This window comes from Pannonibacter phragmitetus DSM 14782 (assembly GCF_000382365.1).
Taxonomy (GTDB): domain Bacteria; phylum Pseudomonadota; class Alphaproteobacteria; order Rhizobiales; family Stappiaceae; genus Pannonibacter; species Pannonibacter phragmitetus.
The window spans coordinates 161,712-188,391 of sequence record NZ_KB908219.1 but is presented as its reverse complement, the minus strand read 5'-3'; the positions used below and the strand labels follow the sequence as shown (position 1 = coordinate 188,391).

The following is a 26,680-nucleotide window of genomic DNA, read 5'->3' as shown; positions in this document are numbered from 1 at the left end:
CCTGGTATCAGGGACCCATCCAGATGAGTGTACGCCGCCTCTGCCTTGCCATGCTCTCGGCGGGAGATGCCACTGGATACGAGATCCGCAAGGAATCGACCTCCGGCTGTTTCAGCTATTTTGAAGATGCAAGCTACGGGTCGATCTATCCGGCCCTGGCGAAGCTGGAAGCGGACGGTCTCGTCACCATGCGGGAGGAAAAGCTGCCCGGCAAACCCGCCCGCAAGGTCTACAGCATCACGCAGGCCGGGCGTGCCGCCTTGCTGGACATGCTGCAGGAAGAGCTGCCGCCTGACATTTTCCGCTCTCCGTTCCTTCTGGTGGCCATGTGCGCAAAGCAGGCTGGCGGGCTCGCCATACGCAGGGCATTGGACCAGCAGATCGAGCAGACACGCCTCAAGCTTAATCAGCTGAGCGAGCTGAGGTCCCGGGTGCCGGATACAGCCGCAAACAAGGGCATGCTCTGGAGCATCGGCTACGGCATCGACTGCATGACCCGGAAAATTGAATATCTGGAGGCCAACCGCACAGAGCTGGAGACCATCGCTGATGGCGAAGCCGTGCAGGAAACAAGCCCTCCAGTCATCCAGACACCGCTGGCCGCCGAATATGCAGGCCCTGACCAACGGAGCGAGTTCCATGCGTGTTAATTTTTCTGTGCTGCTGGCAGCAGGCATTGCCGGTGGCGTCGGCCTGTGGATGTGGAGCGGCACTCTGGTGGTTGGCGGACTGGGGGACGAGGCCCATGCCGCCCCTCCGATTGCCGAAAGGCAGAACGCTGCGGATGTGAAGCCCTTCCGTGTCCAGGTCTCCCGGCTGGTGGCAGAACAGCGCTCGGCCATGCTGGAAGTGCGCGGCAGCACCGAAGCCTTCGCCAAGGTTTCCGTACGCGCCGAAACAGCGGGACGGATTGTCGAACGCCCGGCCCGCGAAGGCGGCACGGTCAGCGCAGGCGATGTGCTTTGCGTGATCGACAAAGGCACACGCGAGGCCCGCGTGCTGGAGGCAAAGGCCGTCCTAGCACAGGCCCGCGCCGATTATGACGCTGCAACGCAGCTCAGCTCGAAAGGCTTTGCCACGGAAAACCGGGTGGCTGCGCTGAAGGCATCGCTAGATGCCGCCGATGCGCGCCTGCAGGAAGCCGAGCTGGAGCTGGACCGCACCATCATCCGCTCGCCCATTGCCGGCGTGGTGGAGAGCCCGATGGCCCGCGTGGGCGATCATCTTTCCGTGGGCGCGGCCTGCGGCACGGTGGTGAAGTCAGACCCGATGATTGCCGTCGGCCAGGTGTCCGAGTTGAGCATTTCAGGCCTCAGCCTCAACATGCCGGCCAGTGTCGAGCTGGTCGGCGGCGTGAAGATGGAAGGCCATGTGCGCTACATCGCGCCGGCCGCAAATCCCGACACCCGCACGTTCCGCATCGAGGTGGAATTGCCCAACCCGGACGGCCTTGCCCGTGATGGCGTGACCGCCGTTACCCGGATGGAACTGTCTCAAGGTCAGGCCCACCGCGTCAGCCCGGCAATCCTGACGCTGGATGATGACGGGCGCGTCGGTGTGCGCAGCGTCGATGCAGATAACCGCGTGCGCTTCCTGCCTGTGGTGATTGCAGGCGGCGAGAGTGACGGCATCTGGATCACCGGACTGCCGGACACGGTTGACGTCATCACCGTCGGACAGGATTTCGTCGGTGAGGGCCAGTTGGTCGAGCCGGTGATGAGCGCGGAGGCAAAAGGATGATCAGCGCCCTCGAAGCCATCCTGCGCCGCCCCAAGACGGTGCTCATGCTGATGCTGGCGCTCGTCATCGGCGGAACGCTCAGCTACATCAGCATCCCGAAGGAAGAGAACCCGGATATCGACGTTCCGGTCTTCTATGTTTCCATTTCCCAGCAGGGCATTTCGCCGGAGGATGCCGAGCGCCTGCTGGTGCGGCCCATGGAAACGGAGCTGCGCGGCCTCGACGGCCTGAAGGAACTGACGGCCATCGCCTCGGAAGGCCATGCCGGTATCGTGCTCGAATTCGACATCTCGTTCAACAAGGACGAGGCCATGTCGGATGTGCGCGACAAGGTGGATCAGGCGAAGTCGAAGCTGCCCGCCGATGCGGACGAGCCCACGATCTCCGAAACCAATTTCGCACTTGCCCCGACCCTGACCGTCGCCCTGTCCGGCAATGTGCCCGAGCGCACACTCTACACCTATGCCCGGCGGCTCAAGGACCAGATCGAGGCGGTGGACACCGTCCGCTCCGCTGATCTGGCCGGACACCGGGAAGAATTGCTGGAAGTGCTGATCGACAGCCGCAAGCTGGAATCCTATGCGATCACCCAGCAGGAGCTGATCAACTCCCTGACACAGAACAACCAGCTGGTTCCGGCAGGCTTTCTCGACAGCGGTTCAGGCCGTTTCAATGTCAAGGTTCCCGGCCTTCTGGAAACGGCGGGAGATGTCTATTCCCTGCCGCTGAAACAGGCGGGCGAAGGTGTCGTGACGCTGGGCGATGTGGCCGAGATCCGCCGCACCTTCAAGGACGCCACCTCCTTTATCCGCGTCAACGGCGAGCCCGCCATTGCGCTCAACGTGACCAAGCGCATCGGCACCAACGTCATCGAGAACAATGCCGCCGTCCGCGCCGTCATCGCCGAAGCCTCGAAGGACTGGCCGCAGACCATCCGCGTCAGCATCATGCTGGACATGTCGGAGAACATTTTTGAGGTTCTGGGGTCGCTGCAGTCCTCGATCCTGACCGCCATCTTCCTCGTCATGGTGCTGATTGTCGGCTCTCTGGGCCTGCGCTCGGCGCTTCTGGTGGGCCTCGCGATTCCGACCTCCTTCATGGTCGGCTTCCTCATTCTCACCGGACTTGGCTACACCGTGAACATCATGGTCATGTTCGGCCTGGTGCTGACCGTCGGCATGCTGGTGGATGGCGCCATCGTCATGGTGGAATATGCCGACCGCAAGATCGCCGAGGGCATGGAAGACAGGGAGGCGTATATCCGCGCCGCCAAGCTGATGTTCTGGCCGATCTTCTCCTCCACGGCAACGACACTCGCCGCCTTCCTGCCCATGCTGATGTGGCCGGGTGTGGCGGGCGAGTTCATGAGCTATCTGCCCATCATGGTGATCATCGTGCTGGCGGCATCGCTGCTGACGGCAACGGTGTTCATCCCCGTCACCGGCGGTCTGTTTGCGGTCATCTCCCATTGGGTGGCGCGGCATGCAGCAGTGCTGCTGGCACTGGTGTTCTCTGCACTGGCCGCATCCGCGGTTCTGGGCGCTCCTGCTCTCAAGGCGCTGCCCGCACTCGCCGTCAACGGCCTTGCCATTGCAGCCTTCATCCTTGCGGGTCTTATCAGCCACCGGCTGCTCGTCCCCGCTGTTGCCATCCTGAAGCGCCGGGCTGCCCTGCGTGCCGAGGAAGCCCGCGTTGAAGCGGAAGTGCTCTCGGGCAGCCATGCTTTCGACGTGCGTGAAGTCAGCGGCCTGACCGGTCTTTACGTGCGCGGGCTCAAGCTGCTTGCCGGGAACCCCGTCGGCAATCTTGCCGCCCTTGCCGCGATGGCGGGGCTCTGCGCCTTCATCACCATCGGCTTCATGACCCACAGCACGGGCGTTGAGTTCTTTGTCGATGAGGAGCCGAAACAGGCGGTGGTGCTGGTCTCGGCCCGTGGCAACCTCTCCGCTGCCGAGGCGCGCGACATCGTCATGGGCGTCGAGCGGGAAGTGCTGCAGACCGCCGGCGTGATGAACGTGGTCACCTCCGCCTTCCCCCCCGGCGGCAGCGGCGGCGGTCCGAAGATGGACGGCGTGCGGGACAAGCCCGCTGACGTGATCGGCGAGTTGCAGCTGGAATTCGAGGATTATTGCTGCCGCCGCAAGGCCGTTGAGATCTTCCAGGAAATCCGCGAGCGCACGGCCCCTCTGCCCGGCATCAAGGTGGAAACCCGCAAGATCGAGGGCGGCCCGCCGACCGGCAAGGACATCCAGCTTGAAGTGAAGTCCACCGACTACAAGACGCTGGTGGAAACCGTCGCCCGCGTCCGCGCGCATGTGGACACCATGCCTGACCTGATCGATCAGGAGGATGACCGGCCGCTGCCCGGTATCGAATGGCAGATTTCCATCGACCGGGCCCATGCCGGGCGCTATCAGGCCAGCATCGTGCCGGTGGGCAGCATGGTGCAGCTCGTCACCAATGGTGTGCTGATCGGCAAGTACCGTCCGGCGGACAGCGAGGACGAAGTGGACATCCGCGTGCGCCTGCCGCGCGACGAACGCACGCTCGACCGGTTCGACGAGCTGCGTCTTCAGACCCCGCTGGGCTTGGTGCCGCTGGCCAACTTCATCACGCGCGAGGCGGCACCCAAGGTCTCGTCCATCACCCGCCGGGACGGGCTTTATTCGATGATGGTGAAGGCCACCGTCGATCCTGCCTCAGGTTTCACACCGGACGACAAGGTGAAGGACCTGGGCAACTGGCTGACCACCCAGACCTGGCCTTCCAACGTGTTCCTGAAGTTCCGTGGTGCAGATGAGGACCAGAAGGAGTCCGGCGAGTTCCTGATGAAGGCGATGCTTGCCTCGCTCTTCCTGATGTTCCTGATCCTGCTGACCCAGTACAACTCCTTCTACCAGACCTTCCTGACCCTCACGACCGTAGTCCTGTCGGTCTTTGGCGTGCTGCTGGGCATGTGGGTGACGGGGCAGAAGTTCTCGATCATCATGACGGGCACCGGCATTGTCGCGCTGGCGGGTATCGTGGTGAACAACGCCATCATCCTGCTGGACACGTTCAACCGCTTCCGTGAAGACGGCCTGCCCACGCTGGATGCCATCCTGAAGACCTCGGCCCAGCGCCTCAGGCCAATCATGCTGACCACCATCACCACGATTGCAGGCCTCATCCCGATGGCCGCCCAGATCAATCTGGACTTCCTCAACCGGGAAATCGCCCTCGGCGGCGTCACCTCCGGCTGGTGGGTGCAATTGTCTACGGCTGTGATCTTCGGCCTCGGCTTCTCCACCCTGCTGACGCTGGTGCTGATCCCGGTGATGATCGCCATGCCCGGCGTCTGGGCGGGTTCTGCCAGACGGCTCTGGCAGCGGGTGACGGGCAGACAGCCGGGCTCCGGCCCGGGTTCGGACGGTGATGCAAGCCAGCAGGCCGCAAACAGCCCCGGAACGCCGATGACCAGCGCTGCGGAATAGACCCAGGGCCCAAAAAGCAAAAGCCCCCGTCCGATGGATGGGGGCTTTGTTCATTGAGAAGACCTTGTCAGCCCGTCAGGGCGTATCATTGCCCGTATTTTCGCCGGGATGATCAAGGCCCGGCCCGCTCTCATCCTCCACGCTCTCACCCCCCTCATCCCCGGCTTTTGCCAGCGTTTTGTCCGCGCGCACATGTGCCCGGTAGCTGCGCAGGGCGAAGGGGATCGACGCGAGATAGGCAAGCGTGCCCAAGGTCAGCATCTGGAACGGATAGCTGACGGTCAGCGCCACCACCAGCACGGTCAGCACGAAGAGCGGCAGCACCAGATCGCGCCGGACGCGCATGCCAACCTTCTTGCCGGAATAGGTCGGCAGGCGGCTGATCATCAGGAAGCCGATCAAGACCGTATAAAGCGCAACGGCCGGAGCAAATTCCGGCCAGTGCGGCAGGATGCCAAGGAACTCCAGATAGATGGGCAGCAGCACGGTCAGCGCACCGGCAGGCGCCGGAACGCCGGTGAAGAAATTCACCGACCAGGCCGGCTTGTCTGGATCATCCAGCGCCGCATTGAACCGCGCCAGGCGCAGGGCCGCACAGATGGCAAAGGCGAGCGCGGCAATCCAGCCAAGCGACTTCACCTCGTTGAGCAGCCAGATGTAGAGCATCAGCGCCGGAGTGACGCCGAAATTGACGAAATCGGCCAGCGAATCCAGTTCTGCCCCAAACCGCGACGTGCCCTTGAGCATCCGCGCCACACGCCCGTCCACCGCATCCAGCACGGCTGCAAGCAGCACCGCCCCAACGGCAAATTCCCACCGGCCCTCGAAGGCCATGCGGATGCCGGTCAGGCCGGAGCAGAGCGCCAGGAGCGTGACAAGATTCGGCAGGATGAGACGCAAGGGCACCTGCCGGAAACGCCCGGACCGGCGCGGCTTGCCATCTTCGTGGCCGGGTTCATAGCTGGCGAAAGGCGTCTCCAAAAGGCTTCTCCTCAGCTGACGCGGGTGATGTGCTGGACCGCCTGCGGGCCTTCGCGCAGATCCGCCAGCACGGTTTCACCGGCAATCATGATCTGGCCCATGGCAACTTTCGGCACGGTGCCAACCGGCATGTAGATGTCGAGGCGCGAACCGAAGCGGATCAGGCCGAAACGCTCGCCGGCACCGATGCTCTCCCCTTCGCGCACGAAGCAGACAATGCGGCGGGCCACAAGACCTGCGATCTGAACGACGCCGATCTTCGTGCCGCCATTCTCGATGACGAGGCCATTGCGCTCGTTGAACTCGCTCGCCTTGTCCAGTTCCGCGTTGAGGAACTTGCCCGGCTTGTAGGCCACCCGCGCAATGCGGCCACCGACAGGAGCGCGGTTCACGTGGCAGTTGAACACGTTCATGAACACGGAAATCCGCATCATCGGCTCGGTGCCAAGGTCTGCCGCCAGTTCGGCAGGCGGCACGCAAAGGCCAAGCTGGTTGACGACGCCGTCAGCGGGCGAAATCACCAGCCCGCCGGTCACAGGCGTGACGCGGGGCGGATCGCGGAAGAAGTAGCAGACCCAGCCCGTGAGAAAGAGCCCGATGTAGAACAGCGGTGTGAGGAACCAGCCAAGGATCAGCGTCGCCACCAAGGCGATGGCAATGAAAGGCCAGCCCTCACGGTGGATGGGAACGAAGGTCTTGGTGATGGTATCGGCAAGCGACATGGGTTTTCCCGTTGATCTTGGGTCCGGAGCCGGAGATTGAAGTGGTCTGCCTCTCTCTTAGTGCCTTTGCCGCCGCAACTGAACCCCGAAAGTGCCTCAGCCCACCAATGCTCCGGCCTGCCGGTAGTCCGTTTCCCAGTAGGCAGGACTGCCATATTTTCCGGTCAGGAAGTCAGCCAGCACGCGGGCCTTTGGCATCATCGCGCGCCCCGGCGGCGCGACGGCCCAGATGGCTCCGGTTCTGGTCACCGGAAAATCCGTCATGACCGGCACCAGCCGGCCATCGCGCAGATCCTCCCACACATGGGCAAGCGATTTCACCGCAAGCCCCAGCCCCAGCAGGGCGGCATCATAGGCAAAGTCCCCATTGTCGCCGCTGATCGCGGCATCGATGGGACAGGCTATCTCCCCCTGAGGCCCCTCGAAATACCAGACCGGCATGGACCGGAAGCTCAGGCAGTCATGCCGGGTAAGGTCTGCGGGCGTCTCCGGCATGCCCTTGCGGGCGAGATAAGCAGGCGAGGCACAGAGCACGCGGGGATTTCCGGCAAGCCGGCGTGCCCGCAGAGTGGAATCGGCGAGCGGCGCCCCCCGGATGGCAAGGTCATAGCCCTCCGCCAGCAGATCGACGATACGGTCCGAGAAATCGAGCTGCAGCCGCAGCTCCGGATAGAGGTCGCGGAACTCGGCCAGATACGGCAGCACATGCTTGCGGCCAAAGAACATGTTGAGAGAAACACGCAGCGTCCCGCGCGGACTGACCGCCTCATCCTCCAGTTCGCGCAAGGTGCCGTCGAGCAGATCCAGCGCCTCGCCAGCCCGTCGCAAGAGCAGCTCACCCGCGTCGGTCAGCTGAAGACGGCGTGTTGTTCGGCTGACCAGCTGCACACCGGCGTCACGCTCCAGCGACGCCAGACGGGAACTGGCGGCGGATGGTGACAGACCGGTCTCGCGCCCCGCGGCGGAGAGATTTCCGAGTGCAGCAGCCCTGACAAAAAACCGGAGATCCTCCAAGCGCATTATCCGAATCCTTGGGAAGGTTTATGCGATACTGGCCAGATTATCAGAAATCGACGGAGATGCGAAGGTGGCTGCAGATCCACTCCAGCGGAGAAACAGCCATGATGCACACAGGCGGCTATTACGAATACCGGGCCAGACAGGAACGCGCCCTGGCCTTGCGGCAAGCGTGGCACGGGTTGCGGCACTTGCTCCGCAGGCTCGTCCATCGCCCGCGCCCGGCAAACCACCGGCATGCGGAAACCGGGCGCCAGTTCAGCGCTGGATGCGCGTCGACAGGATGATGGACGAAAGCGTGCGCTCCACGCCGTCAAGTTCGCCGATCCGGTCGATCAGATGGTCGAGTTCGGCAACAGAAGCCGCCTCGACGATGGCGATGAGATCATGGCTGCCGCTGACCGAATGCAGCTGGCGCACCTCGCGGATGCCGGACAGTTCCGCGCTCACCCGCGCCAGCGCCTTGGGCACCAGCGTGATCAGCACATGCGCCTTCACCTGCGCCGCCTCATAGGCCAGCGACAGGCGCAGGCCATAGCCGGTGATCACCCCCGCCTGCTCCAGCCGCTCGATGCGGGCCTGCACCGTGGTGCGCGACAGGCCAAGACGGCGCGCAAGCTCTGCCACTGGCATGCGGGCGTTTCCGGACAAAAGGCCGATCAGGGCCCGGTCCGCTTCGGTGATGGTCAGAGTGTTCATATGGCCCGTCATTCTGTTCAATAAGACACTTCATTATGTCATATCCGCAGCTGTGAATCGACAAGCTCTTCAGTCAATCTGGATTCCATAACGCCCGCAAAGGGCAGAGGGGTTCGACACATGAAGACGATTGCCATCATCGGCGCCGGCAAGATCGGCGCCACCATCGCCCGCCTGCTCACCGGCCCCGGAGACTACAAGGTCACCGTGATTGACCGCTCGGCGGGGGAACTGGCAGCCCTTGCCGGCGAACCCCGCATCGAGACGCTGGCGCTCGATATCAGCGACAGCGCAGCGCTGACGTCGGCCCTGACCGGCAAGTTCGCGGTGCTGAGCGCCGCGCCGTTTCATCTGACGATTGCCATCGCGGAGGCGGCCGCAAAGGCTGGCGTGCATTATCTCGACCTGACGGAAGATGTGGCCGCCACCCGGCGGGTGAAAGAGATCGCCGCCACAGCGGGCACTGCCTTCATCCCTCAGTGCGGCCTTGCGCCGGGTTTCATTTCCATCGTTGCCAGTGATCTGGCCGGCCGTTTCGACAGCCTCGACACGCTGCGCCTGCGCGTCGGCGCGCTGCCGCAATATCCCTCCAACGCGCTCAACTACAATCTGACCTGGAGCACGGACGGGGTGATCAACGAATATATCGAGCCCTGCGAAGCGATTGTGGACGGCCACATGGCCGAGGTGCCCGCACTGGAAGAGCGCGAGGAATTCGCCCTTGACGGCGTTACCTACGAGGCCTTCAACACCTCGGGCGGGCTCGGCACCCTGTGCGAGACGCTGAAAGGCAAGGTGCGGACGCTCAACTACAAGACCATCCGCTATCCCGGCCATGCCGCCATCATGAAGGCGCTGCTGAACGACCTCGGCCTGCGCCACCGGCGAGAGGTGCTGAAGGACATTCTGGAAAACGCCCTGCCCGCCACCCTGCAGGACGTGGTGATCATCTTTGTCACCGCCAGCGGACGCCAGAACGGACGCCTTCTGCAGGAAACCTACGCCAGCAAGGTCTACAGCGGCGTCATCGGCGGGCGGCTCTACAGTGCCATCCAGATCACCACAGCCAGCGGCATCGCCGCCGTGCTGGACATGCTCGCCACCGGCCAGCTGCCGCAGCAGGGCTTCCTCCGCCAGGAAGACATCCCCCTCCCCGCCTTCCTCGCCAACCGTTTCGGCCACGCCTATGCCCAGGATACGGGGCAGCGTATGGCGGGGTGATGCCTCACTTTCACGCAAGCTCACCGCAGACACCGGCCCGCGCTTATGCAAAGCTGCGGGCCGTTTCATATGCTGCTGCTCGCGAAGGGTGCTTGTATCGCCGCCTTGAGTTCCCAAGCGGTTGGGTTTATCTTTGGGGGAAACTCGATTGCCAACGGTGCTGAATTTTGATGGCCTGCGAGTGGTGATCTATCCGAACGATCACAGGCCCGCCCATGTGCATGTGATCGGCCGGGGCAAGGAAGCGGTGCTCCTGTTGAACTGTCCAGATGGTCCGGCTGATGTTCGGGAGAATTTTGGTTTCTCCCGCCGGGAGCTGCAGCATATCGTGACAGGGCTTGCCGCCAGCATTGCCGCTCTCTGTCAGAAGTGGAGTGAAGTCCATGGATCTTACTGAGAAGGCCCTTGAAGAGGCCAACAGCCGGGGCGGAGAGGCACGCAGCGGCGGGTATGCCGTGAGTGCCAGCTATGATGCGGCTCAAAGCCGTCTTGTGGTTGAACTCGACAGCGGTGTGATCTTACTGGTCCCGGTACACTTGGTGGAAGGGATCGCAGGGGCAAATCCGGAAACTCTGCGGGATATTGAGCTCAGCCCCTCCGGGCTTGGCCTGCACTGGCCGAAGCTGGACGCCGATGTCTATGTGCCCGCACTTCTGCAAGGCATCTTCGGCACAAGGCGCTGGATGGCTGCACTGCTTGGCGCCTCGGGAGGCAAGGCCTCCAGCCCTGCAAAAGCCTCCGCCGCCCGCAGCAACGGCGCCAAAGGCGGCCGGCCTCGCAAGCAGGCGTGAGCGGAACATTGGATGATGCAGATACGTCCCTGACGGATCCCGGCACGGAGGCCGGAACGGCGTAGTGGGGAGGCTTTGGGCAAACCGAACAAGACCCACCTTCCGCGCCGCCCCGGCCTTGTGCCGGGGCCTGTGAGGAGAGCAACGTCCCGTCAGGCAAGCTTACACTCGCTCAGGCTCCCCTGCCTTCTGGCCGCGCACGATGACGCCGAGTTCATCGGCTTCCCGGGCAGCACGCAGGCGTTCTTCGGCTTCGTCTGCCTCGCGCTGGCGGCTCCACATGGAGGCGTAGAGGCCGCCCTTGGCGAGCAACTCCGCATGGGTGCCGCGTTCGGCGATGACACCGGCCTGTAGCACGAGGATCTGGTCCGCATTGACCACGGTGGACAGGCGGTGGGCGATGACCACAGTCGTCCGGTTGCGGGAAACCTGATCCAGCGCCGACTGGATTTCCCGTTCCGTATGAGTGTCGAGTGCCGAGGTCGCCTCGTCCAGAATGAGAATGGGCGGCGCCTTCAGGATGGTTCGGGCGATGGCGACACGCTGCTTTTCGCCGCCGGAGAGCTTCAGCCCGCGCTCGCCCACCTCGCTGGCATAGCCCTTGGGCAGCGTCTCGATGAAACTGTCGATCTGTGCCATCCGGGCAGCGGCACGCACGTCTTCATCCGCAGCACCCGGACGGCCATAACGGATGTTGTAGGCAATGGTGTCGTTGAACAGCACCGTATCCTGCGGCACCATGCCGATGGCCTGGCGCAGGCTTTCCTGCGTGACGTCGCGCACATCCTGCCCGTCGATGGTCACCCGTCCGCCGGTCACGTCATAGAAACGGAACAGCAGCCGGGAAATGGTGGACTTGCCCGCCCCCGAAGGCCCGACGATGGCAACCGTGTTTCCGGCAGGCACGTCGAAGCTGATGCCCTTGAGGATCGGACGGTCCGGATCATAGTGGAACACAACATCCTCGAAGCGGATGGCGCCGGAGCCGATGGCGAGCGCCGGGGCGCCTTGCTTGTCCTCGATTTCGGCAGGGACTGCGAGGACGGCGAACATCGCCTCGATATCGGCAAGCCCCTGCCGGATCTCGCGGTAGATGAAGCCGACGAAATTGAGCGGAATGGCGATCTGCAGCAGCAGCGCGTTGATCAGCACGAAATCGCCGATGGTCTGCTCACCGGCCATGACCGAGCGGGCGGAGAGGATCATGCAGGCTGCCGTGCCAAGCCCGAGAATGAAGGACTGGCCGAAGTTGAGCCAGGCGAGCGAAGTCCAGGTGCGGGTCGCGGCGCGCTCATAGACAGCCATGGAGGCATCAAAGCGGGCGGCCTCCATCTTCTCGTTGCCGAAATACTTCACCGTCTCGAAGTTGAGCAGGCTGTCGATGGCCTTGGAATTGGCTTCCGTATCGCTCTCGTTCATCTCGCGGCGGATGGAAATGCGCCAGTTGGACGTCTGCACCGTGAACCAGACATAGGCGGCGATCATCAGCGCCACGATAACCACATAGGCAAAGCCGAACTGGTACCAGATGATGCCCGCCATGATGGCAAATTCCAGCAGGGTCGGAATGCCGTTGAGAATGGTGAAGCGGACGATCGCCTCGATGCCCTTGACCCCGCGCTCGATCACCCGGCTGAGACCGCCCGTGCGGCGGGAGAGGTGAAAGCGCAGCGACAGGCGGTGCAGATGCGAGAAGGTGATGAAGGCAAGCTGGCGCACCGCATGCTGGCCGACACGGGCAAACAGCGCATCGCGGAACTGGTTGAAGGCCACCGCCAGAACGCGGGCGGCGTTGTAAGCGATGACCAGCATCATCGGCGCCACCAGAAAGCCCGGCAGACCCATGGTTTCGCCGGTCAGCGCGTCGGAGGCCCAGGCGAAGAAATAGGGAGAGACGACCGTGACGAGCTTGGCCACCACCAGCGCCAGCACCGCCCATATGACCCTGAGCTTCAGGTCCGTCCGCCCTTCCGGCCAGATATAGGGCCATAGGTTGGCGAGCGTGGTCATGGTCGAACCATCGTCTGCACTCACCTTTGCCGAAGCAGAACCGGGGCCATGGGGGTTTGCACGTCTTGTCATTCCTGTATCTCCCGCGCCCTTGAAGAGGTTTGAGCGGCAGCCGTGAGTTCAGTGAAAAAGGTAGCAGCTTCAGCCAGAAGGCGGGCGCCGGCAGCGTCATCGCTTGCCAGAAAGGCCTCGTTGATCCGGTAGGAACAGGTGCGCCCGCGGATGTCGCAGGTCAGAAGCCCGGCCTCTTTCAGCACCTGCAGGTGCTGGGAAACGGTGGACTGGGCCAGCGGCAGGCAGCCGACAATCTCGCCGCAGCTCGCTTCCTGACGCTGAGTGATTTCCTTGAGAATGCCAATGCGCACCGGATGGCCCAGCGCCCGGAACAGGTCTGCCAGGGCCAGAGTCTCTGCGTTCCGGCAGGCTTTCTCCTTCGGAGCACAACAAGCCCCCCCGCCGCTGCCGTGATCCGGCCGCTCAGCACCATGACTGGACATGATCTCTCCCTCTGCCTGCCAGCCTCACCGCTGCCCGCAGGTATATTCATCGTCTAAATACGATGAATATACCGCCCCGCAAAGCCCGGAAAGGAATTTTATGCGGGAGAAGACCGCGATACCGGCACCTGCATGCCCGGTATCTCACATCATGGCAGCGTCAAGCCGCCCTCAGGGTTTTCGCTTGATTGCCTTTTCCCCCGCGTTTGTTAGAACTCCTTGCGGATTTCCGGCCGGGGCAGGCGTCCGGAAATTGCGCACAACTGTATACGTGTCTATGGTGGCGCTCTCCGGAGCTGCCCCGGCACCTCCGCCTGACCGTTTCAAACTGTGGGAATGATTGAACATGGCCGACACCGGACGTCCCGACATCATCTACACCAAGGTCGACGAAGCGCCTGAACTGGCGAGCGCGTCCTTCCTGCCGATCATCAAGGCTTTTGCCAAACCGGCCGGGATCTCCATCGGCACCAGGGACATTTCGCTGGCGGGCCGCATCCTTGCAGCCTTCCCGCAGTATCTGACGGACGCACAGAAGCAGTCCGACGATCTGGCCGAGCTTGGCCGTCTGGTGATCGAACCGGATGCAAACGTCATCAAGCTGCCGAACATCTCCGCCTCGCAGCCGCAGCTCAATGCCGCGATCAAGGAACTGCAGGCACAGGGCTATGCCATCCCCTCCTATCCGGACAATCCGGCAACGGACGAGGACAAGGCCGTGAAGGCCGCCTATGAGGCGATCAAGGGCTCGGCCGTGAACCCGGTTCTGCGCGAAGGCAATTCCGACCGCCGCGCTCCGAACGCGGTGAAGGAATTCGCCAAGAAGAACCCGCATTCGATGGGCGCCTGGCTGCCCACCTCCAAGACCCATGTCTCCACCATGGGCAAGGATGACTTTGCCGCCAACGAAAAGTCCGTGACCATTGCCGCCGCTTCCGCCGGCACGGCGCGCATCGAGTTCGTGGCCAAGGATGGCGCGGTCACCGTTCTGAAGAACAACCTGAAGCTCACCGAAGGCGATGTGCTGGACGCCACCTTCATGAGCGCCAAGGCCATGACCGCCTTCATCGAGACGGAAATTCAGGACGCCAAGGACAAGGGCGTGCTGTTCTCCGTGCACCTCAAGGCAACGATGATGAAGGTCTCCGACCCGATCATCTTCGGCCATGTGGTCAAGACCTTCCTGAAGGACGTCTTCGCCAAGCACGAGGCCACCTTCACCGAGATCGGCGTCAACCCGGACCTCGGCATCGGCGATCTGGAAGCCAAGATTGCCACGCTGCCTGCTGACAAGGCCTCAGAAATCAAGGCCGACCTCAAGGCTGCGCTCGACAATGGCCCGGCCATGTACATGGTGAACTCGGCCAAGGGCATCACCAACCTGCATGTCTCGTCCGACGTCATCATCGACGCTTCGATGCCTGCCCTCATCCGCGCTGGCGGCAAGGGCTGGGGTCCGGATGGCAAGGAACATGACGCCAAGTGCGTGATCCCGGACTCGTCCTATGCCGGCGTCTATGACGCGGTGATCGAGTTCTGCAAGAAGAACGGCGCGCTCGACCCGTCCAAGATGGGCACCGTGCCGAATGTCGGCCTGATGGCCCAGAAGGCCGAGGAATACGGCTCGCATCCGCAGACCTTCAAGGCGCAGGCTGATGGCTCCATCCGCATCGTTGATGCGGCCGGCACCACGCTGCTGGAGCATGCGGTTGAAGGCGGCGACATCTGGCGCGCCTGCCTCACCAAGGACGCCCCGATCCGTGACTGGGTGAAGCTCGGCGTCAGCCGCGCCCGCCTCTCCGGCATGCCGGGCGTGTTCTGGCTGGACAAGAACCGCGCCCATGATGCCGAGCTGATCAAGAAGGTGGAAGCCTATCTGCCGGAACATGACACCAGCGGGCTGGACCTGCAGATCATGTCGCCGAGCGATGCAGCCCGCTACTCGACGGAGCGGATTGCCAAGGGCCTCGACACCATCTCCATCACCGGCAACGTGCTGCGCGACTACCTGACGGACCTTTATCCGATCCTGGAAGTCGGCACTTCGGCCAAGATGCTGTCCATCGTGCCGCTGATGAACGGCGGCGGCCTGTTTGAAACGGGCGCCGGCGGCTCTGCCCCCAAGCACGTGCAGCAGCTGGTGGAAGAGAACTACCTGCGCTGGGATTCGCTTGGCGAATTCTGCGCCCTCGGCGCCTCGCTGGAGCATCTGGCGCAGGTCAAGTCCAACGCCAAGGCGCAGGTTCTGGCCGACGCACTGGACAAGGCCATCGAGAAGCTGCTGGACAACGACAAGTCCCCGCAGCGCAAGGTCGGCCAGCTCGACAACCGCGGCAGCCACTTCTACATCGCCCTCTACTGGGCGCAGGGCCTTGCCGCACAGGACAAGGACGCGGAGCTGAAGGCGTATTTCGCCCCGGTCGCCGAAGCCCTGACGGCCAATGAAGCGAAGATCGTGGCGGAACTCAACGGTGTGCAGGGCAAGGCTGCCGACGTCGGCGGCTACTACCACGCCCCGGCCGACAAGGTTGCCGCCGTCATGCGCCCGAGCGCCACGCTGAACGCCATCATCGGCTGAGGCTGGTCAGCGCTTTGAATGCAGAAGGGGCGGTCCACCGGGCCGCCCCTTTTTTTCGTTATGGCGAGATCCCACCAGACTGTCATCCCGGTTTGCCGCGCAGCGGCAAGACCGGGATCCAGTAGCCCCGGCTAAGCAGCAAGTACCGGGATTACTGGATCCTCGCCTGCGCGAGGATGACAACGGAGAGGGCGGTTGCAGGATCAAGCGGACGCGGGCGCCGCCGCCGCCGCCCACCTTCATCCGCTCAAAGCCGCTTTTCGAAGAAGAAGTCCGGATAGGGATCGTCATTGAAGCGGTCGATTTCGGTCCAGCCTTCCTTGCGGTAGAAGTTGACTGCTTCGGGCAAAGCCTTGTTCGTATCAAGGCGCAGCAGGCTGATGCCGAGTTCCCTTGCAGCCGCTTCGGTCTTTGCCATCAGTTTGCGGGCAAGGCCGAGGCCACGGGCAGCGGGGGATACCCAGAGGCGCTTGATTTCCGCATAGCCCTTGTCCGTGCCCTTGAGCCCGGCGCAGCCCAAAGGCATACCGTCCGAGAGCGTGACGAAGAACGCACCCTTCAGCCGCATCATGCTTTGCGCATCCGGATCGGCAGACAGCGAAACCTGAAAGCCGCCCTCAAACCGCCGGTCCAGCTCGGCGTAATACTGCTCAAGGCAGTAGCGTGCGGTTTCAGAGCGCGGGTCCACTTCCTCGAAGCTCCAGCGCTCGCGCCCCAGCGCCGAGGCAATCAGATCCATCGCCTCCAGCAGCGCCTGAGGGTGAGCATGGCTCTGCAGCAGCCGTTCGGCGCGCTCATCGGACAGGTTCTCATAGATCTCGAACTCCGCCTGCCCGGCGGCAGTCAGGTGAGCGCGGCGCTTGCGGGCATCATCCGGGTCCGGCAAAACCTCGATCATGCCCTCCTCCTCCAGGGAGCGGAGAAGACGGCTCATCAGCCCGGAGTCGAGCCCGAGATAGGTCCGCACGGCCGCAACATCCGTGCGGCCATGCCCGATGGCGTTGAGAACACGGGCCGCACCCAGCGGGCGGCCACGGCCAAGAAACGACGTATCCAGCGCGCCCACCTCGGAAGTGACGGCACGGCTGAAACGGCGGAAACGGGAGATATCGTTCAACATGATTTACCTGACTTAGGTCAGATAAAAAGATATGTCAAAAGGATTTGGCTCAAGACGTACCCGGCCTGGAGCCCGGCCCGGCGATATCTGCAGCGGTCAACTGAGCCTGCACCACACGGTGGGACCTAATAGTGATAGCGCAGCTGCGCGATTTCGAGGCTCTGCGCCCCGGCTTTGCCCGACACACGGTAGACGAAGCGATGATCATCGGCGATCCGGCGGGACCACCATCCCGTCAGGTCGCCCTTCAGTGGCTCAGGCTTGCCTATTCCGCCAAAGGGCTGCCGTCTGGCTTCCTTGATCAGTGAATTGACGCGCTCAAGCCCCTTTTCCCGGCCCGGCTGCTGCCACCAGAGATAATCCTCCCAGGCGTGATCCGAGAAGACGAGCTTCACAGATCGACCTCACGCTCCTCGCCTTCACCTGCCGTCAGCTGCGCAATCGAGGCCTGCAGCCGCCGTGCATTTTCCAGACTCTTCTGCAGATGCAGCGTCTCCTGAATGGAGTTGAACTCTTCCAGAGACATGATCACGACGGCTTCCCGCTTCTTGCGGGTGACGATCACCTCGACCCGGTCATGGATCACCCGGTCCATCACGTCCTTCAGGGACGAACGTGCATCGGTGTAGGTCATGACATCCATGGAAAGGCTCCTTGTTCACGCACTACATATGCACAGAATCCTGTACAATTCAATGAGTGTCACTCCCGAACCGCCACCTGCCCCCGCACCCACTCCATATACGCCGCGCTGCCCTTCACAACCTCGAAGGCATAGACCGCAGGCAGGTCGTAAGTGTGGAGGCGCTGGATGAGGGCTTCGAGGGCGGGATAGGCCTCCGCTGCCGTTTTCATCGTCAGGCGCACCTCTCCGCCCTCATTGACCTCGCCGTCCCACATATAGAGGCTGGTGATCTCCTCTATGTGCACACAGGCTGCCAGCCCCGCCTCTACCGCGGCACGGGCGATCGTCCGCGCTTCCTCTTTCGTCTCCGTTGTCGTGCAAACAGCAAGAAGCATGGCTATGGTTCCTTCAGATATGTGCCTGCAAGTGGCAGGATCAGCAGAAAATCGCTGCTTGCCTGACCGGCATCAAAATCGTATACACGCGAACACAATCCAGTTTCCGCAACCCAGACGAGGCCCAGAACCCATGGCAAAGATCAAGGTAGCGAACCCGGTCGTCGATATCGATGGCGACGAGATGACCCGCATCATCTGGCAGTTCATCAAGGACAAGCTCATCTTCCCCTATCTGGATATCGATCTCGACTATTACGACCTGTCGATCCAGAAGCGCGATGAAACCGGTGACCAGATCACCATTGATGCGGCCAATGCCATCAAGAAGCACGGCGTTGGCGTCAAATGCGCGACGATCACCCCCGATGAAGCCCGCGTTGAGGAATTCAGCCTGAAGAAGATGTGGAAGTCGCCGAACGGCACCATCCGCAACATTCTGGGCGGCGTCATCTTCCGCGAGCCGATCATCATCCGCAATGTGCCGCGCCTGGTGCCGGGCTGGACCCAGCCGATCATCGTCGGCCGCCATGCCTTCGGCGACCAGTACCGCGCCACCGACTTCCGCTTCCCCGGCAAGGGCAAGCTGACAATCACCTTCAAGGGCGAGGACGGCAGCGTCATCGAGCACGAGGTCTATGACGCCCCCTCCGCCGGTGTCGCCATGGCCATGTACAATCTCGATGAAAGCATCATCGATTTTGCCCGCGCCTCCTTCAACTACGCCCTGCAGCGCGGCGTGCCCTGCTATCTCTCCACCAAGAACACGATCCTGAAGGCCTATGACGGCCGCTTCAAGGACCTGTTCCAGGAGGTCTTCGACAAGGAGTTCAAGGACGCCTATGCCGAAAAGAAGATCTGGTACGAGCACCGCCTGATCGATGACATGGTAGCTTCGGCGCTGAAGTGGTCGGGCGGCTATGTCTGGGCCTGCAAAAACTATGACGGCGACGTGCAGTCGGACATCGTGGCGCAGGGCTTCGGCTCGCTGGGCCTGATGACCTCCGTGCTGATGACGCCGGATGGCAAGACGGTGGAAGCGGAAGCCGCCCACGGCACCGTTACCCGCCACTTCCGCCAGCACCAGCGCGGCGAGCAGACCTCCACCAACCCGATTGCCTCGATCTTCGCCTGGACACGCGGCCTTGCCCACCGGGCAAAACTGGATGGCAATGCGGAGCTGGCAAACTTCGCCCAGACGCTGGAAAAGGTCTGCATCGAGACGGTGGAAGCCGGCTTCATGACCAAGGACCTCGCCCTGCTCGTTGGCCCGGACCAGAACTGGCTGACCACCACCGGCTTCCTCGACAAGATCGAGAGCAACCTGCAGAAGGCCATGGCGGCCTGAGCCTTTCCGGTTGCAGGACAGGATGATGAACGGCCCGGAGCGTGATCCGGGCCGTTTGCGTTTCTGCCGCAACCACTCAGGTACAAACGCAGCAGGAGGTGGCGCAGGAAGACTGGAAATTTCCATGCCGATCGTGCACGGATAGTCACGGCCCTGCCAGAGTGGCAGGGTCATGCACTCCGTTTGCAGAGAGTTTTTTTTCGATGCGATCCTTTCAGAGCCCCGGCGCGAAGCTGCGGCACGTTCTGGCAGCCACCCTGTTTCAGGCTGTCCTGCCCCTCTCCCTCGCTTCCAGCGCCCTTCTCCCAACCCTGATGACCGCCCCCGCCATGGCGGAAAAGGCCTATGAGCCCGGCCGTGGCAGCGATGAGCGCACGGCCATTCTCGATTCTGCCCGCCCGATCATGGAAGTGCGCGTTGGCGCACCGGTCGAGTTCTCCGTCCGCCACATGCGCGTTGCCGATGGCTGGGCTTTCGCCATCCTCGACCCTCAGCGCCCCGGCGGGAAGGAGATCGACCTCAGCAAGACATTGATTGCCGACGAGATGGAATACCGCGACGGCCCCGGGCTTTTCGTCCTGCAGCGGGAGATCGACGGCTATTGGTACGTGGTAGATTTCGCCATCGGGCCGACGGATGTCTATTGGCTGGGACAGCCGCTCTACGACCAGCTGCCGAAGGGCGTCCTGCCCGTCATCAACTGAGGGGCGGCGCAAAACGCCGGAACCTCTTCCGGCCGGAGCACATGAGGCTCCGGCTGGAAGAGTAATATCCGGTGCGGACCGGCCCTGACAAAAAAATATTCCAGCTCCATGTAATTTCTATCAATTGCGGCTCTGGCCAGTCTTAATACGCGGCCTCCCAAAAGAGCCATAGTTCACCGGATACAGACCGGCTGACACCGGCCCCAAATAAGCCGGCAAACGGAAACATCCATATGGCTTTACTCGGCATAGCTTCAGGCTGTCAAAGTAAGTAGCTCATTTTTCTGACCTTTCATGAAATAGCAATTCATCCGTTTAACGAAACGTTTTCAAAGCGCACGCATGCTGATCCCGGCACCTCACAAAGGCGGCACGAGAGCAAGACATGCAGGTGATGGATCCCGGTACTGCAGATATAGACCTATGCCAGCTCCTCGAAGCCCTGCCCTATGGCGCGTGGATCCTGAATGCCAAAGGTGCCTACATCTTTCAGAACAGCGTGGATATTGCCACTTATGGTGATCTGGCGGGCAAGCAGGCCGTGGAGACCTGGGTGCCTGAGGATCAGGCGGACGATTGGCGCCAGTATCATGAGCGCGCCCTCAAGGGAGAGCGGGTCCGCTGCAGCCGCCACGTCACGACGCGGGAGGGAAAACAGTATATCGAGACCGTCCTCGTGCCGCTGCTGCAAGGGGGCAAGGTAACCGGCGCGGTCGGACTGGCGATCAACAACACGCCCTGGATGACGGCTCAAAACGAGGCCGATCAGGCCCGGGCGCTTCTCGATGACGTGCTGGAAGCCATTCCGGACGCGCTTGCAGCCTATAACAGCGAAGACCGGCTCATCCTCTTCAATGCCGCCTACAAGGACCTTTACAGCTATTCGGCTCCGGCCATCCGGCTTGGCGAGAAATTCGAGACCATTCTGCGCTACGGGCTGGAGGCCGGACAGTATCTGGATGCCGGTACGGCGCCGGAGGAGAAGGAAAAGTGGCTGCGCACACGCCTTGCCAGCCACCGCAACCCGCCCGGCAAGGCCCTGATCCAGAAGCTGCCGAACGGGCGCTGGCTGCATGTGCGCGAGCGCAAATCCGCCTCCGGAAACATTGTCGGCGTCAGAACCGATGTAACCGCGCTGAAGGCCGCAGAGGTGGCCGTGCGTCAGACCGCAGAGACGGATTCCCTGACCGGCATTGCCAACCGCAGCGTCCTCATTGCCGCGCTCCAGCGCACGCTCAAGGGCTTCCGGACCTCTGACCGCCTGGGCGCCCTCATTCTGCTGGATGTGGACCACTTCAAGTCCATCAACGACACCCTCGGCCATGATGCCGGAGACCAGGTGCTCAAGACGGTGGCCAAACGCCTGCGCCAGACCCTGCGCGGCGAGGATACCGTTGCCCGGCTTGGCGGAGATGAATTCGCGGTGCTTGTCACCGGCTTCGAGCGCGAAGAGGCCTGCGAGGTGGTCGCAAACGCCCTGCACAAGGCGCTGACGAAGGAAATGCCGGCCGGGAACCGGATGCTCCGCCCCGGCATTTCAATGGGCATTGCCCTCTTCCCCCGCGATGGCACCACGGTGGACGAGCTGTTCAAGAACGCCGACAGTGCCCTCTACAAGACCAAGGAAAACGGCCGCAACGGCTGGACCCTGTTCGACGAGCAGCTCGGGCGCAGGCTGCACCGGGTGGCCGAGGTGAAGACCGCCCTTGCCGAGGCGCTTCTGGCCGGGAGCATCACCGTGGCCCTGCAGCCCATCGTCAACATCGAGACCGGCCGCCACCATGGTTTTGAAAGCCTTGCCCGCTGGAACCGGCACGGTGAAGACATGCCGCCCCTCGAGTTCGTCGCCATTGCGGAAGACGCGGGAATGGGGCTGGCTCTCGGACAGGAGATTTTCGAGAGAAGCTGCCAGAGCTTTGCCGCCCTCGAACACGCAGGCCTTTGTGCCGGCACCCTTTCGGTCAATCTGGGCCTTGCCCAGCTCAAGAGCGACAACCTGCCCGCCATGCTGCGCGAGAGCCTGACACGGCACGGCCTGACGCCGGACCGGCTTGTGCTCGAAATCACTGAAACCGTGCTGATCGACCGTTCCGCCTGTCAGATCGGCAGGACCCTTGAGCGCCTGCATGACATGGGCTTCCAGCTGTCGCTCGACGACTTCGGCACCGGCTTTGCCTCACTGACGCATCTGCGGCAGTTTCCGGTCACCGGCGTGAAGATCGACCGGTCTTTCACCACACGTGTCACCACCTCGCATCAGGATGCCGTGATTGTGGACACGATGATCCATCTGGCGAGGGGCCTCGGGATCAGCATCGTGGCGGAAGGGGTTGAGGATGAGCGGCAGCTGGCCTTCCTGAGAGACGCCGGCTGCACCTATGCGCAGGGCTATTTCCTGGCCCCGCCCCTGCGGAACGCAGCCAGCCAGCACGCCTGGCTGGAAGCCCGTCCTGCAAAAATGAAAGCCCTGCAAAAATGAAAGCCAAGTAAAACTGGCAAGGCTCACGCCGAGCCGCTCAGCCGCCACGTCAGGCGAGCTGACGCTCTCCATCGCTCGTCTCTCCGCTTTCCCCCGAACCGGCCTCATGCACGAGACGGATCTGCGGCAGGCGGCGGAAGCAGTTCCGGCCCGACCGCTTGGCGAGATAAAGCGCCCGGTCCGCCTCGGCAAACAGCTGTTCATAGGACACGTTGGAGCCAGAGGTATCGGCCACACCCGTGCTGATCGTGACCGGAATGACCTTGCCGCCATGCTCCATCTGCAACACGGCAGCTGCGCGGCAAAGCTGGGCAGCCAGCAAATCCAGATGCGGGCCGGTCAGACCGGGCAGGAAAATGCCGAATTCCTCACCGCCGATGCGGGCCGCAAACAGCCGCTCTCCGGCAAGCTGCTCCAGCATGGCCGCAAAACTCTTCAACACCGCATCGCCGCACTGATGGCCATACCGGTCATTGATCTGTTTGAAATGATCGACGTCAGCAATCAGCAGCGTGCCACCGGCCCCCGATGCCAGTGACTGCTCGACGCGGCGCAGGAAGGCACGCCGGTTTGGCAGTCCTGTCAGTTCATCCGTGTCCGCCAGATACCGCATGGCCTTGGCCATGCGCTCGTTCGACAGGACAATGCCCAGAAACACCGCCGCAACAGTGTGCATCAACGAGAGGAAAAGCAGCCCGAACAGCCAGTCGGAGCTGGGAATGAGTCCGTCAAACCGGACTGGGAAGAGGAACGGCAGCGGCAGAGCCGCCAGGTGAACGAAGGAAAAGCTGCTATAGACCCCAGCGGCCGCCCGCGCCGAAGGCAGGCCCTCCTCACGGATGCTGCGCCGCAGTTCAGACGCCGTCAGCAGAAAGAAAAAACCTGCGAATGCAAGGGCATAGACTATGCGCCAGAGCGCTGCCAGATCCTGACTTTCATCAAAGAAATGGCTGAGCGGAACAACACCGAGGGCAGCCATGATGGGAAGCAAATAGGGCACATACCGGCCGAAGAAGGACCGCATGCCGAGCCAGACAAAGCCCAGAGCAGTGATGAAGAGGCCAAAGCCAACGTTATCGCTCACGGCAAGGGGCACTGTGCCCCGCAATCCGATGCAGGTGCTGCCGGCCGATGCCAGCAGGAAGACAGCAAACCAGAGACGCAGATATGTGGAGCCCGGATAGCGCACGACAGCTGCCGCCAGCGTCAGCGTAAACACCGCATAGACGCCAGAAAGACCAAGCAGCATCGCGGGCACAGAAAAAAGCAGCTCCAACGGCACCTCCAGAAACGCAACCCGGCACGTCCAATGCGCAATGAGCACGGCCAAATGCACGTTGATCAGGCCCGCGTGGCGCCTGAGCAATTTCAAGGCATGATGCGCCTGCACCGACAGCCTTGGGACAGAATCCAGTCAAAGCTACAGGCAAAAAATCAATTATTTCAAAACAAACGGACACCGGCAGTGCGGTGAAGGCCTCTGAAGAGGCACCTTGCCGCACTGCCGGGTTCCAACTCACTCCGGCTGGCTGAAACGGCCGGTCAGCCTGCGATGGCAGCCTCGATGGCCGCCAGAGCTTCCACAGCCTTGCTGCCATCCGGGCCACCGGCCTGCGCCATGTCCGGACGGCCGCCGCCGCCCTTGCCGCCAAGGGCTTCGGAGGCAACACGCACCAGATCCACGGCGCTGAAGCGGGAGGTCAGGTCTTCGCTGACGCCAACCACGGCACTGCCCTTGCCGTCTTCGGAAACCGAAATCAGCACAACGATGCCGGAGCCGAGCGCGGTGCGGCTTTCGTCCACCATGCCCTTCAGATCCTTGGCCGGAATGCCTTCCAGCGCGCGGCCAAGGAACTTGACGCCGTTGATCTCACGCGGCTGGTCTGCACCACCGGAAGCCCCACCGCCCATGGCGAGCTTCTTGCGCGCTTCGGAGAGTTCCTTTTCCATGCGCCTGCGCTCGTCCAGCAGCTGGGCAACGCGGGCCGTGATCTCGCCCGCGCCAACCTTCAGGATGGACGCGATCTCGCGGACGCGGGTGTCCTGCTCATCGAGATAGGCACGGGCAGCTTCGCCGGTCAGCGCTTCCAGACGGCGCACGCCGGCTGCCACTGCACCTTCGGAAACAAGGCGCACGAGGCCGATGTCACCGGTGCGCTTCACATGTGTGCCGCCGCAAAGCTCGACCGAATAGGTCTTGCCCGCCTTCGGCCCATGCAGGGCCGTGCCCATGGACACTACACGCACCTCTTCGCCGTATTTCTCGCCGAAGAGCGCCATGGCGCCGCTTTCGATCGCCTCATCCACCGCCATCAGGCGGGTGTCGACCGGGGCGTTCTGCAGGATGATCTCGTTGGCAATCGCCTCGACCTGCTTCAGCTCCGCATCGTCAATCGGTTTGGGATGGGAGAAGTCGAAGCGCAGGCGGTCCGGTGAGACCAGCGAGCCCTTCTGCGCCACATGCGAGCCCAGCACTTCGCGCAGGGCCTCGTGGAGCAGGTGGGTGGCCGAGTGGTTGGAGCGGATGTGGCTGCGGCGGGAATGGTCCACCACCAGCTCGACACCAAGACCAACCGTCACCGTGCCCTCTTCCACCGTCACCGCGTGGATGAAGAGGCCATCGGCCTTCTTCTGGGTTTCGGTGACCTTGAGATGCACGCCAGCGGCCTTCATGACGCCGGTGTCGCCAACTTGACCACCGGATTCGCCATAGAAGGGCGTCTGGTTGAGGATGACGAAGCCCGTCTGTCCGGCCGTCAGCTTGTCCGTTTCCTTGCCGTCGGCGACCAGCGCCAGAACGGCACCTTCCGCCTGCTCCGTCTCGTAGCCCAGGAATTCGGTCGCGCCGCATTTTTCCTTGAGCGCAAACCAGACAGTGTCCGTGGCGCTTTCGCCGGAACCGGCCCAGGCCGCACGAGCCTCGGCCTTCTGGCGCTCCATGGCGGCGGAGAACCCGTCCGTGTCAACGGTGATGCCACGGGCACGCAGGGCGTCCTGCGTCAGGTCCAGCGGGAAGCCGTAGGTGTCGTAGAGCTTGAAGGCTGTCTCGCCGTCCAGTTCACCGCCCTGGGACAGGTCCAGAGTGGCCGTGTCGAGGAGACCAAGGCCGCGCTCCAGCGTCTTGCGGAACCGGGCTTCCTCAAGCTTCAGCGTCTCGGTGATCAGAGCTTCAGCGCGCACCAGTTCCGGATAGGCACGGCCCATCTCACGGATCAGCGCAGGCACCAGCTTCCACATCAGCGGCTCACGTGCGCCCAGCAGATGCGCATGGCGCATGCCGCGGCGCATGATGCGGCGCAGGACATAGCCACGGCCTTCATTCGACGGCAGAACGCCATCGGCAATCAGGAAGCAGGAGGAGCGCAGGTGGTCGGCAATGACGCGGTGGCTCGACCGGGCAGCCCCATCCGCCTCAACGCCGGTCGCATTGACCGAGGCCGAAATCAGGGCGCGGAACAGGTCGATGTCATAGTTGTCATGAACGCCCTGCAGAACGGCAGCAACACGCTCCAGTCCCATGCCGGTGTCGATCGACGGGCGCGGCAGGTTGAAGCGGCCTTCCGGCGTCTGCTCATACTGCATGAACACGAGATTCCAGATCTCGATGAAGCGGTCGCCATCTTCCTCGGCCGAGCCCGGAGGGCCGCCCCAGATATGGTCACCGTGATCATAGAAGATTTCCGAGCAGGGGCCGCAGGGGCCGGTGTCGCCCATGGTCCAGAAGTTGTCCGAGGTCGGGATGCGGATGATCTTGCTGTCCGAAAGACCGGCCACCTTCTTCCACAGAGCGTGCGCCTCGTCGTCTTCCGAATAGACGGTGACGATCAGGCGCTCCTTCGGCAGGCCGTATTCCTTGGTGATCAGGTTCCAGGCCAGTTCGATGGCCCGCTCCTTGAAATAATCACCGAAGGAGAAGTTGCCCAGCATCTCGAAGAAAGTGTGATGCCGGGCGGTGTAGCCCACATTGTCGAGATCGTTGTGCTTGCCGCCGGCACGCACCACCTTCTGCGCGGTCACGGCGCGGTCATAGTCGCGCTTTTCCAGGCCGGTGAACACGTTCTTGAACTGGTTCATGCCCGCATTGGTGAACATGAGCGTCGGGTCGTTGCGCGGCACCAGGGGACTTGATTCCACGACCTGATGGCCATTCTTGGCAAAGTATTCCAGAAACGCTGATCTGATCTCGTTTACGCCGCTCATCTAGGTCTCGCTCTCGATCCATCGGCAGCGCGGGATTTCTCCGGCGGGTGCACTCTCCTGCCCCCTGCCCCGGCCTTTCC

21 protein-coding genes and 1 pseudogene are annotated in these 26,680 nt (G+C 62.7%); 10 read left to right on the top strand and 12 right to left on the bottom strand.

All coding sequences use genetic code 11. The features are described from left to right. Positions 1-23 precede the first annotated feature (23 nt). From H163_RS22665 to H163_RS24795, 3 genes are read left to right on the top strand one after another with little or no spacing between them, the layout of a single operon-like run. A complete protein-coding gene (locus tag H163_RS22665) occupies positions 24-650 on the top strand; it encodes a PadR family transcriptional regulator (protein ID WP_051105367.1) in 627 nt (208 codons plus the stop codon). Continuing rightward, positions 640-1,740 (top strand): efflux RND transporter periplasmic adaptor subunit, encoded by a 1,101-nt coding sequence (locus tag H163_RS0110825; RefSeq protein WP_019964602.1) that lies wholly within the window; start codon positions 640-642, stop codon positions 1,738-1,740. The genes H163_RS22665 and H163_RS0110825 overlap by 11 nt, the downstream gene beginning before the upstream one ends. Further along, entirely contained in the window at positions 1,737-5,213 is a 3,477-nt protein-coding gene (locus H163_RS24795) for an efflux RND transporter permease subunit (RefSeq protein WP_019964601.1), read from the top strand. The genes H163_RS0110825 and H163_RS24795 overlap by 4 nt, the downstream gene beginning before the upstream one ends. Before the next feature lie 75 nt (positions 5,214-5,288). Here the strand turns inward: H163_RS24795 and H163_RS0110815 are convergent, their stop codons facing one another. From H163_RS0110815 to H163_RS0110800, 4 genes and pseudogenes are all read right to left on the bottom strand, one after another. Continuing rightward, positions 5,289-6,194, bottom strand: coding sequence for a CDP-alcohol phosphatidyltransferase family protein (locus tag H163_RS0110815; protein WP_019964600.1), 906 nt, complete (start codon positions 6,192-6,194; stop codon positions 5,289-5,291). A gap of 11 nt (positions 6,195-6,205) precedes the next feature. Further along, positions 6,206-6,919 (bottom strand): annotated as a pseudogene (locus H163_RS0110810) (phosphatidylserine decarboxylase); the annotation flags it as partial. 93 nt (positions 6,920-7,012) lie between these two features. Next, positions 7,013-7,936, bottom strand: a complete 924-nt coding sequence (locus H163_RS0110805) for a LysR family transcriptional regulator (RefSeq protein WP_019964598.1) — start codon at positions 7,934-7,936, stop codon at positions 7,013-7,015. A 255-nt stretch (positions 7,937-8,191) separates the two neighbouring features. Further along, positions 8,192-8,644: an Lrp/AsnC family transcriptional regulator gene (locus tag H163_RS0110800; RefSeq protein ID WP_019964597.1), complete on the bottom strand. Its 453-nt coding sequence runs from the start codon at positions 8,642-8,644 to the stop codon at positions 8,192-8,194. Positions 8,645-8,752: 108 nt separating this feature from the next. Here H163_RS0110800 and H163_RS0110795 point away from each other — a divergent pair, with 108 nt between their 5' ends. From H163_RS0110795 to H163_RS0110785, 3 genes are all read left to right on the top strand, one after another. Then, the gene (locus H163_RS0110795; protein WP_019964596.1) at positions 8,753-9,853 is read left to right on the top strand and encodes a saccharopine dehydrogenase family protein; all 1,101 of its coding nucleotides are present in this window, start codon (positions 8,753-8,755) and stop codon (positions 9,851-9,853) included. A gap of 157 nt (positions 9,854-10,010) precedes the next feature. Then, positions 10,011-10,250: a DUF4160 domain-containing protein gene (locus H163_RS23980; protein WP_244296234.1), complete on the top strand. Its 240-nt coding sequence runs from the start codon at positions 10,011-10,013 to the stop codon at positions 10,248-10,250. Continuing rightward, positions 10,237-10,644, top strand: coding sequence for a DUF2442 domain-containing protein (locus H163_RS0110785; protein ID WP_019964594.1), 408 nt, complete (start codon positions 10,237-10,239; stop codon positions 10,642-10,644). Before H163_RS23980 ends, H163_RS0110785 begins: the two co-directional genes overlap by 14 nt. Positions 10,645-10,806: 162 nt before the next feature. On the opposite strand, the gene H163_RS0110780 is transcribed toward H163_RS0110785, so the two are convergent. Further along, complete coding sequence (locus H163_RS0110780) at positions 10,807-12,726, bottom strand: ABCB family ABC transporter ATP-binding protein/permease (protein WP_026355717.1); 1,920 nt, start codon at positions 12,724-12,726, stop codon at positions 10,807-10,809. Then, positions 12,723-13,151: an ArsR/SmtB family transcription factor gene (locus tag H163_RS22660; protein WP_019964592.1), complete on the bottom strand. Its 429-nt coding sequence runs from the start codon at positions 13,149-13,151 to the stop codon at positions 12,723-12,725. Before H163_RS22660 ends, H163_RS0110780 begins: the two co-directional genes overlap by 4 nt. A gap of 346 nt (positions 13,152-13,497) precedes the next feature. Between H163_RS22660 and H163_RS0110770 the strand changes: the two genes are divergently transcribed. Further along, entirely contained in the window at positions 13,498-15,729 is a 2,232-nt protein-coding gene (locus tag H163_RS0110770) for an NADP-dependent isocitrate dehydrogenase (RefSeq protein ID WP_019964591.1), read from the top strand. Between the two features lie 247 nt (positions 15,730-15,976). Here the strand turns inward: H163_RS0110770 and H163_RS0110765 are convergent, their stop codons facing one another. The 4 genes from H163_RS0110765 to cutA all read right to left on the bottom strand — a co-directional run bounded on the left by H163_RS0110765 (position 15,977) and on the right by cutA (position 17,869). Beyond that, positions 15,977-16,849, bottom strand: coding sequence for a bifunctional helix-turn-helix transcriptional regulator/GNAT family N-acetyltransferase (locus H163_RS0110765; protein WP_019964590.1), 873 nt, complete (start codon positions 16,847-16,849; stop codon positions 15,977-15,979). A 125-nt stretch (positions 16,850-16,974) separates the two neighbouring features. Next, positions 16,975-17,244 (bottom strand): Txe/YoeB family addiction module toxin, encoded by a 270-nt coding sequence (locus H163_RS0110760; protein WP_019964589.1) that lies wholly within the window; start codon positions 17,242-17,244, stop codon positions 16,975-16,977. Continuing rightward, positions 17,241-17,492, bottom strand: a complete 252-nt coding sequence (locus tag H163_RS0110755) for a type II toxin-antitoxin system Phd/YefM family antitoxin (RefSeq protein WP_019964588.1) — start codon at positions 17,490-17,492, stop codon at positions 17,241-17,243. The genes H163_RS0110760 and H163_RS0110755 overlap by 4 nt, the downstream gene beginning before the upstream one ends. Positions 17,493-17,551: 59 nt before the next feature. Further along, positions 17,552-17,869 (bottom strand): divalent-cation tolerance protein CutA, encoded by a 318-nt coding sequence (gene cutA, locus H163_RS0110750; RefSeq protein ID WP_019964587.1) that lies wholly within the window; start codon positions 17,867-17,869, stop codon positions 17,552-17,554. A 133-nt stretch (positions 17,870-18,002) separates the two neighbouring features. Between cutA and H163_RS0110745 the strand changes: the two genes are divergently transcribed. From H163_RS0110745 to H163_RS23680, 3 genes are all read left to right on the top strand, one after another. Then, positions 18,003-19,217, top strand: a complete 1,215-nt coding sequence (locus H163_RS0110745) for an NADP-dependent isocitrate dehydrogenase (protein WP_019964586.1) — start codon at positions 18,003-18,005, stop codon at positions 19,215-19,217. Positions 19,218-19,420: 203 nt separating this feature from the next. Further along, positions 19,421-19,921 carry a hypothetical protein gene (locus H163_RS0110740; RefSeq protein WP_019964585.1) on the top strand — a complete coding sequence of 167 codons (501 nt, stop codon included), beginning with the start codon at positions 19,421-19,423 and terminating at the stop codon, positions 19,919-19,921. A gap of 385 nt (positions 19,922-20,306) precedes the next feature. Further along, positions 20,307-22,400, top strand: a complete 2,094-nt coding sequence (locus tag H163_RS23680; protein WP_019964584.1) for a sensor domain-containing protein — start codon at positions 20,307-20,309, stop codon at positions 22,398-22,400. Between the two features lie 49 nt (positions 22,401-22,449). Here the strand turns inward: H163_RS23680 and H163_RS0110730 are convergent, their stop codons facing one another. Both H163_RS0110730 and alaS read right to left on the bottom strand, forming a co-directional pair. Beyond that, entirely contained in the window at positions 22,450-23,676 is a 1,227-nt protein-coding gene (locus H163_RS0110730) for a GGDEF domain-containing protein (protein ID WP_147290432.1), read from the bottom strand. A gap of 266 nt (positions 23,677-23,942) precedes the next feature. Beyond that, the gene (gene alaS / locus H163_RS0110725) at positions 23,943-26,600 is read right to left on the bottom strand and encodes an alanine--tRNA ligase (RefSeq protein WP_019964582.1); all 2,658 of its coding nucleotides are present in this window, start codon (positions 26,598-26,600) and stop codon (positions 23,943-23,945) included. Positions 26,601-26,680: the final 80 nt, after the last annotated feature.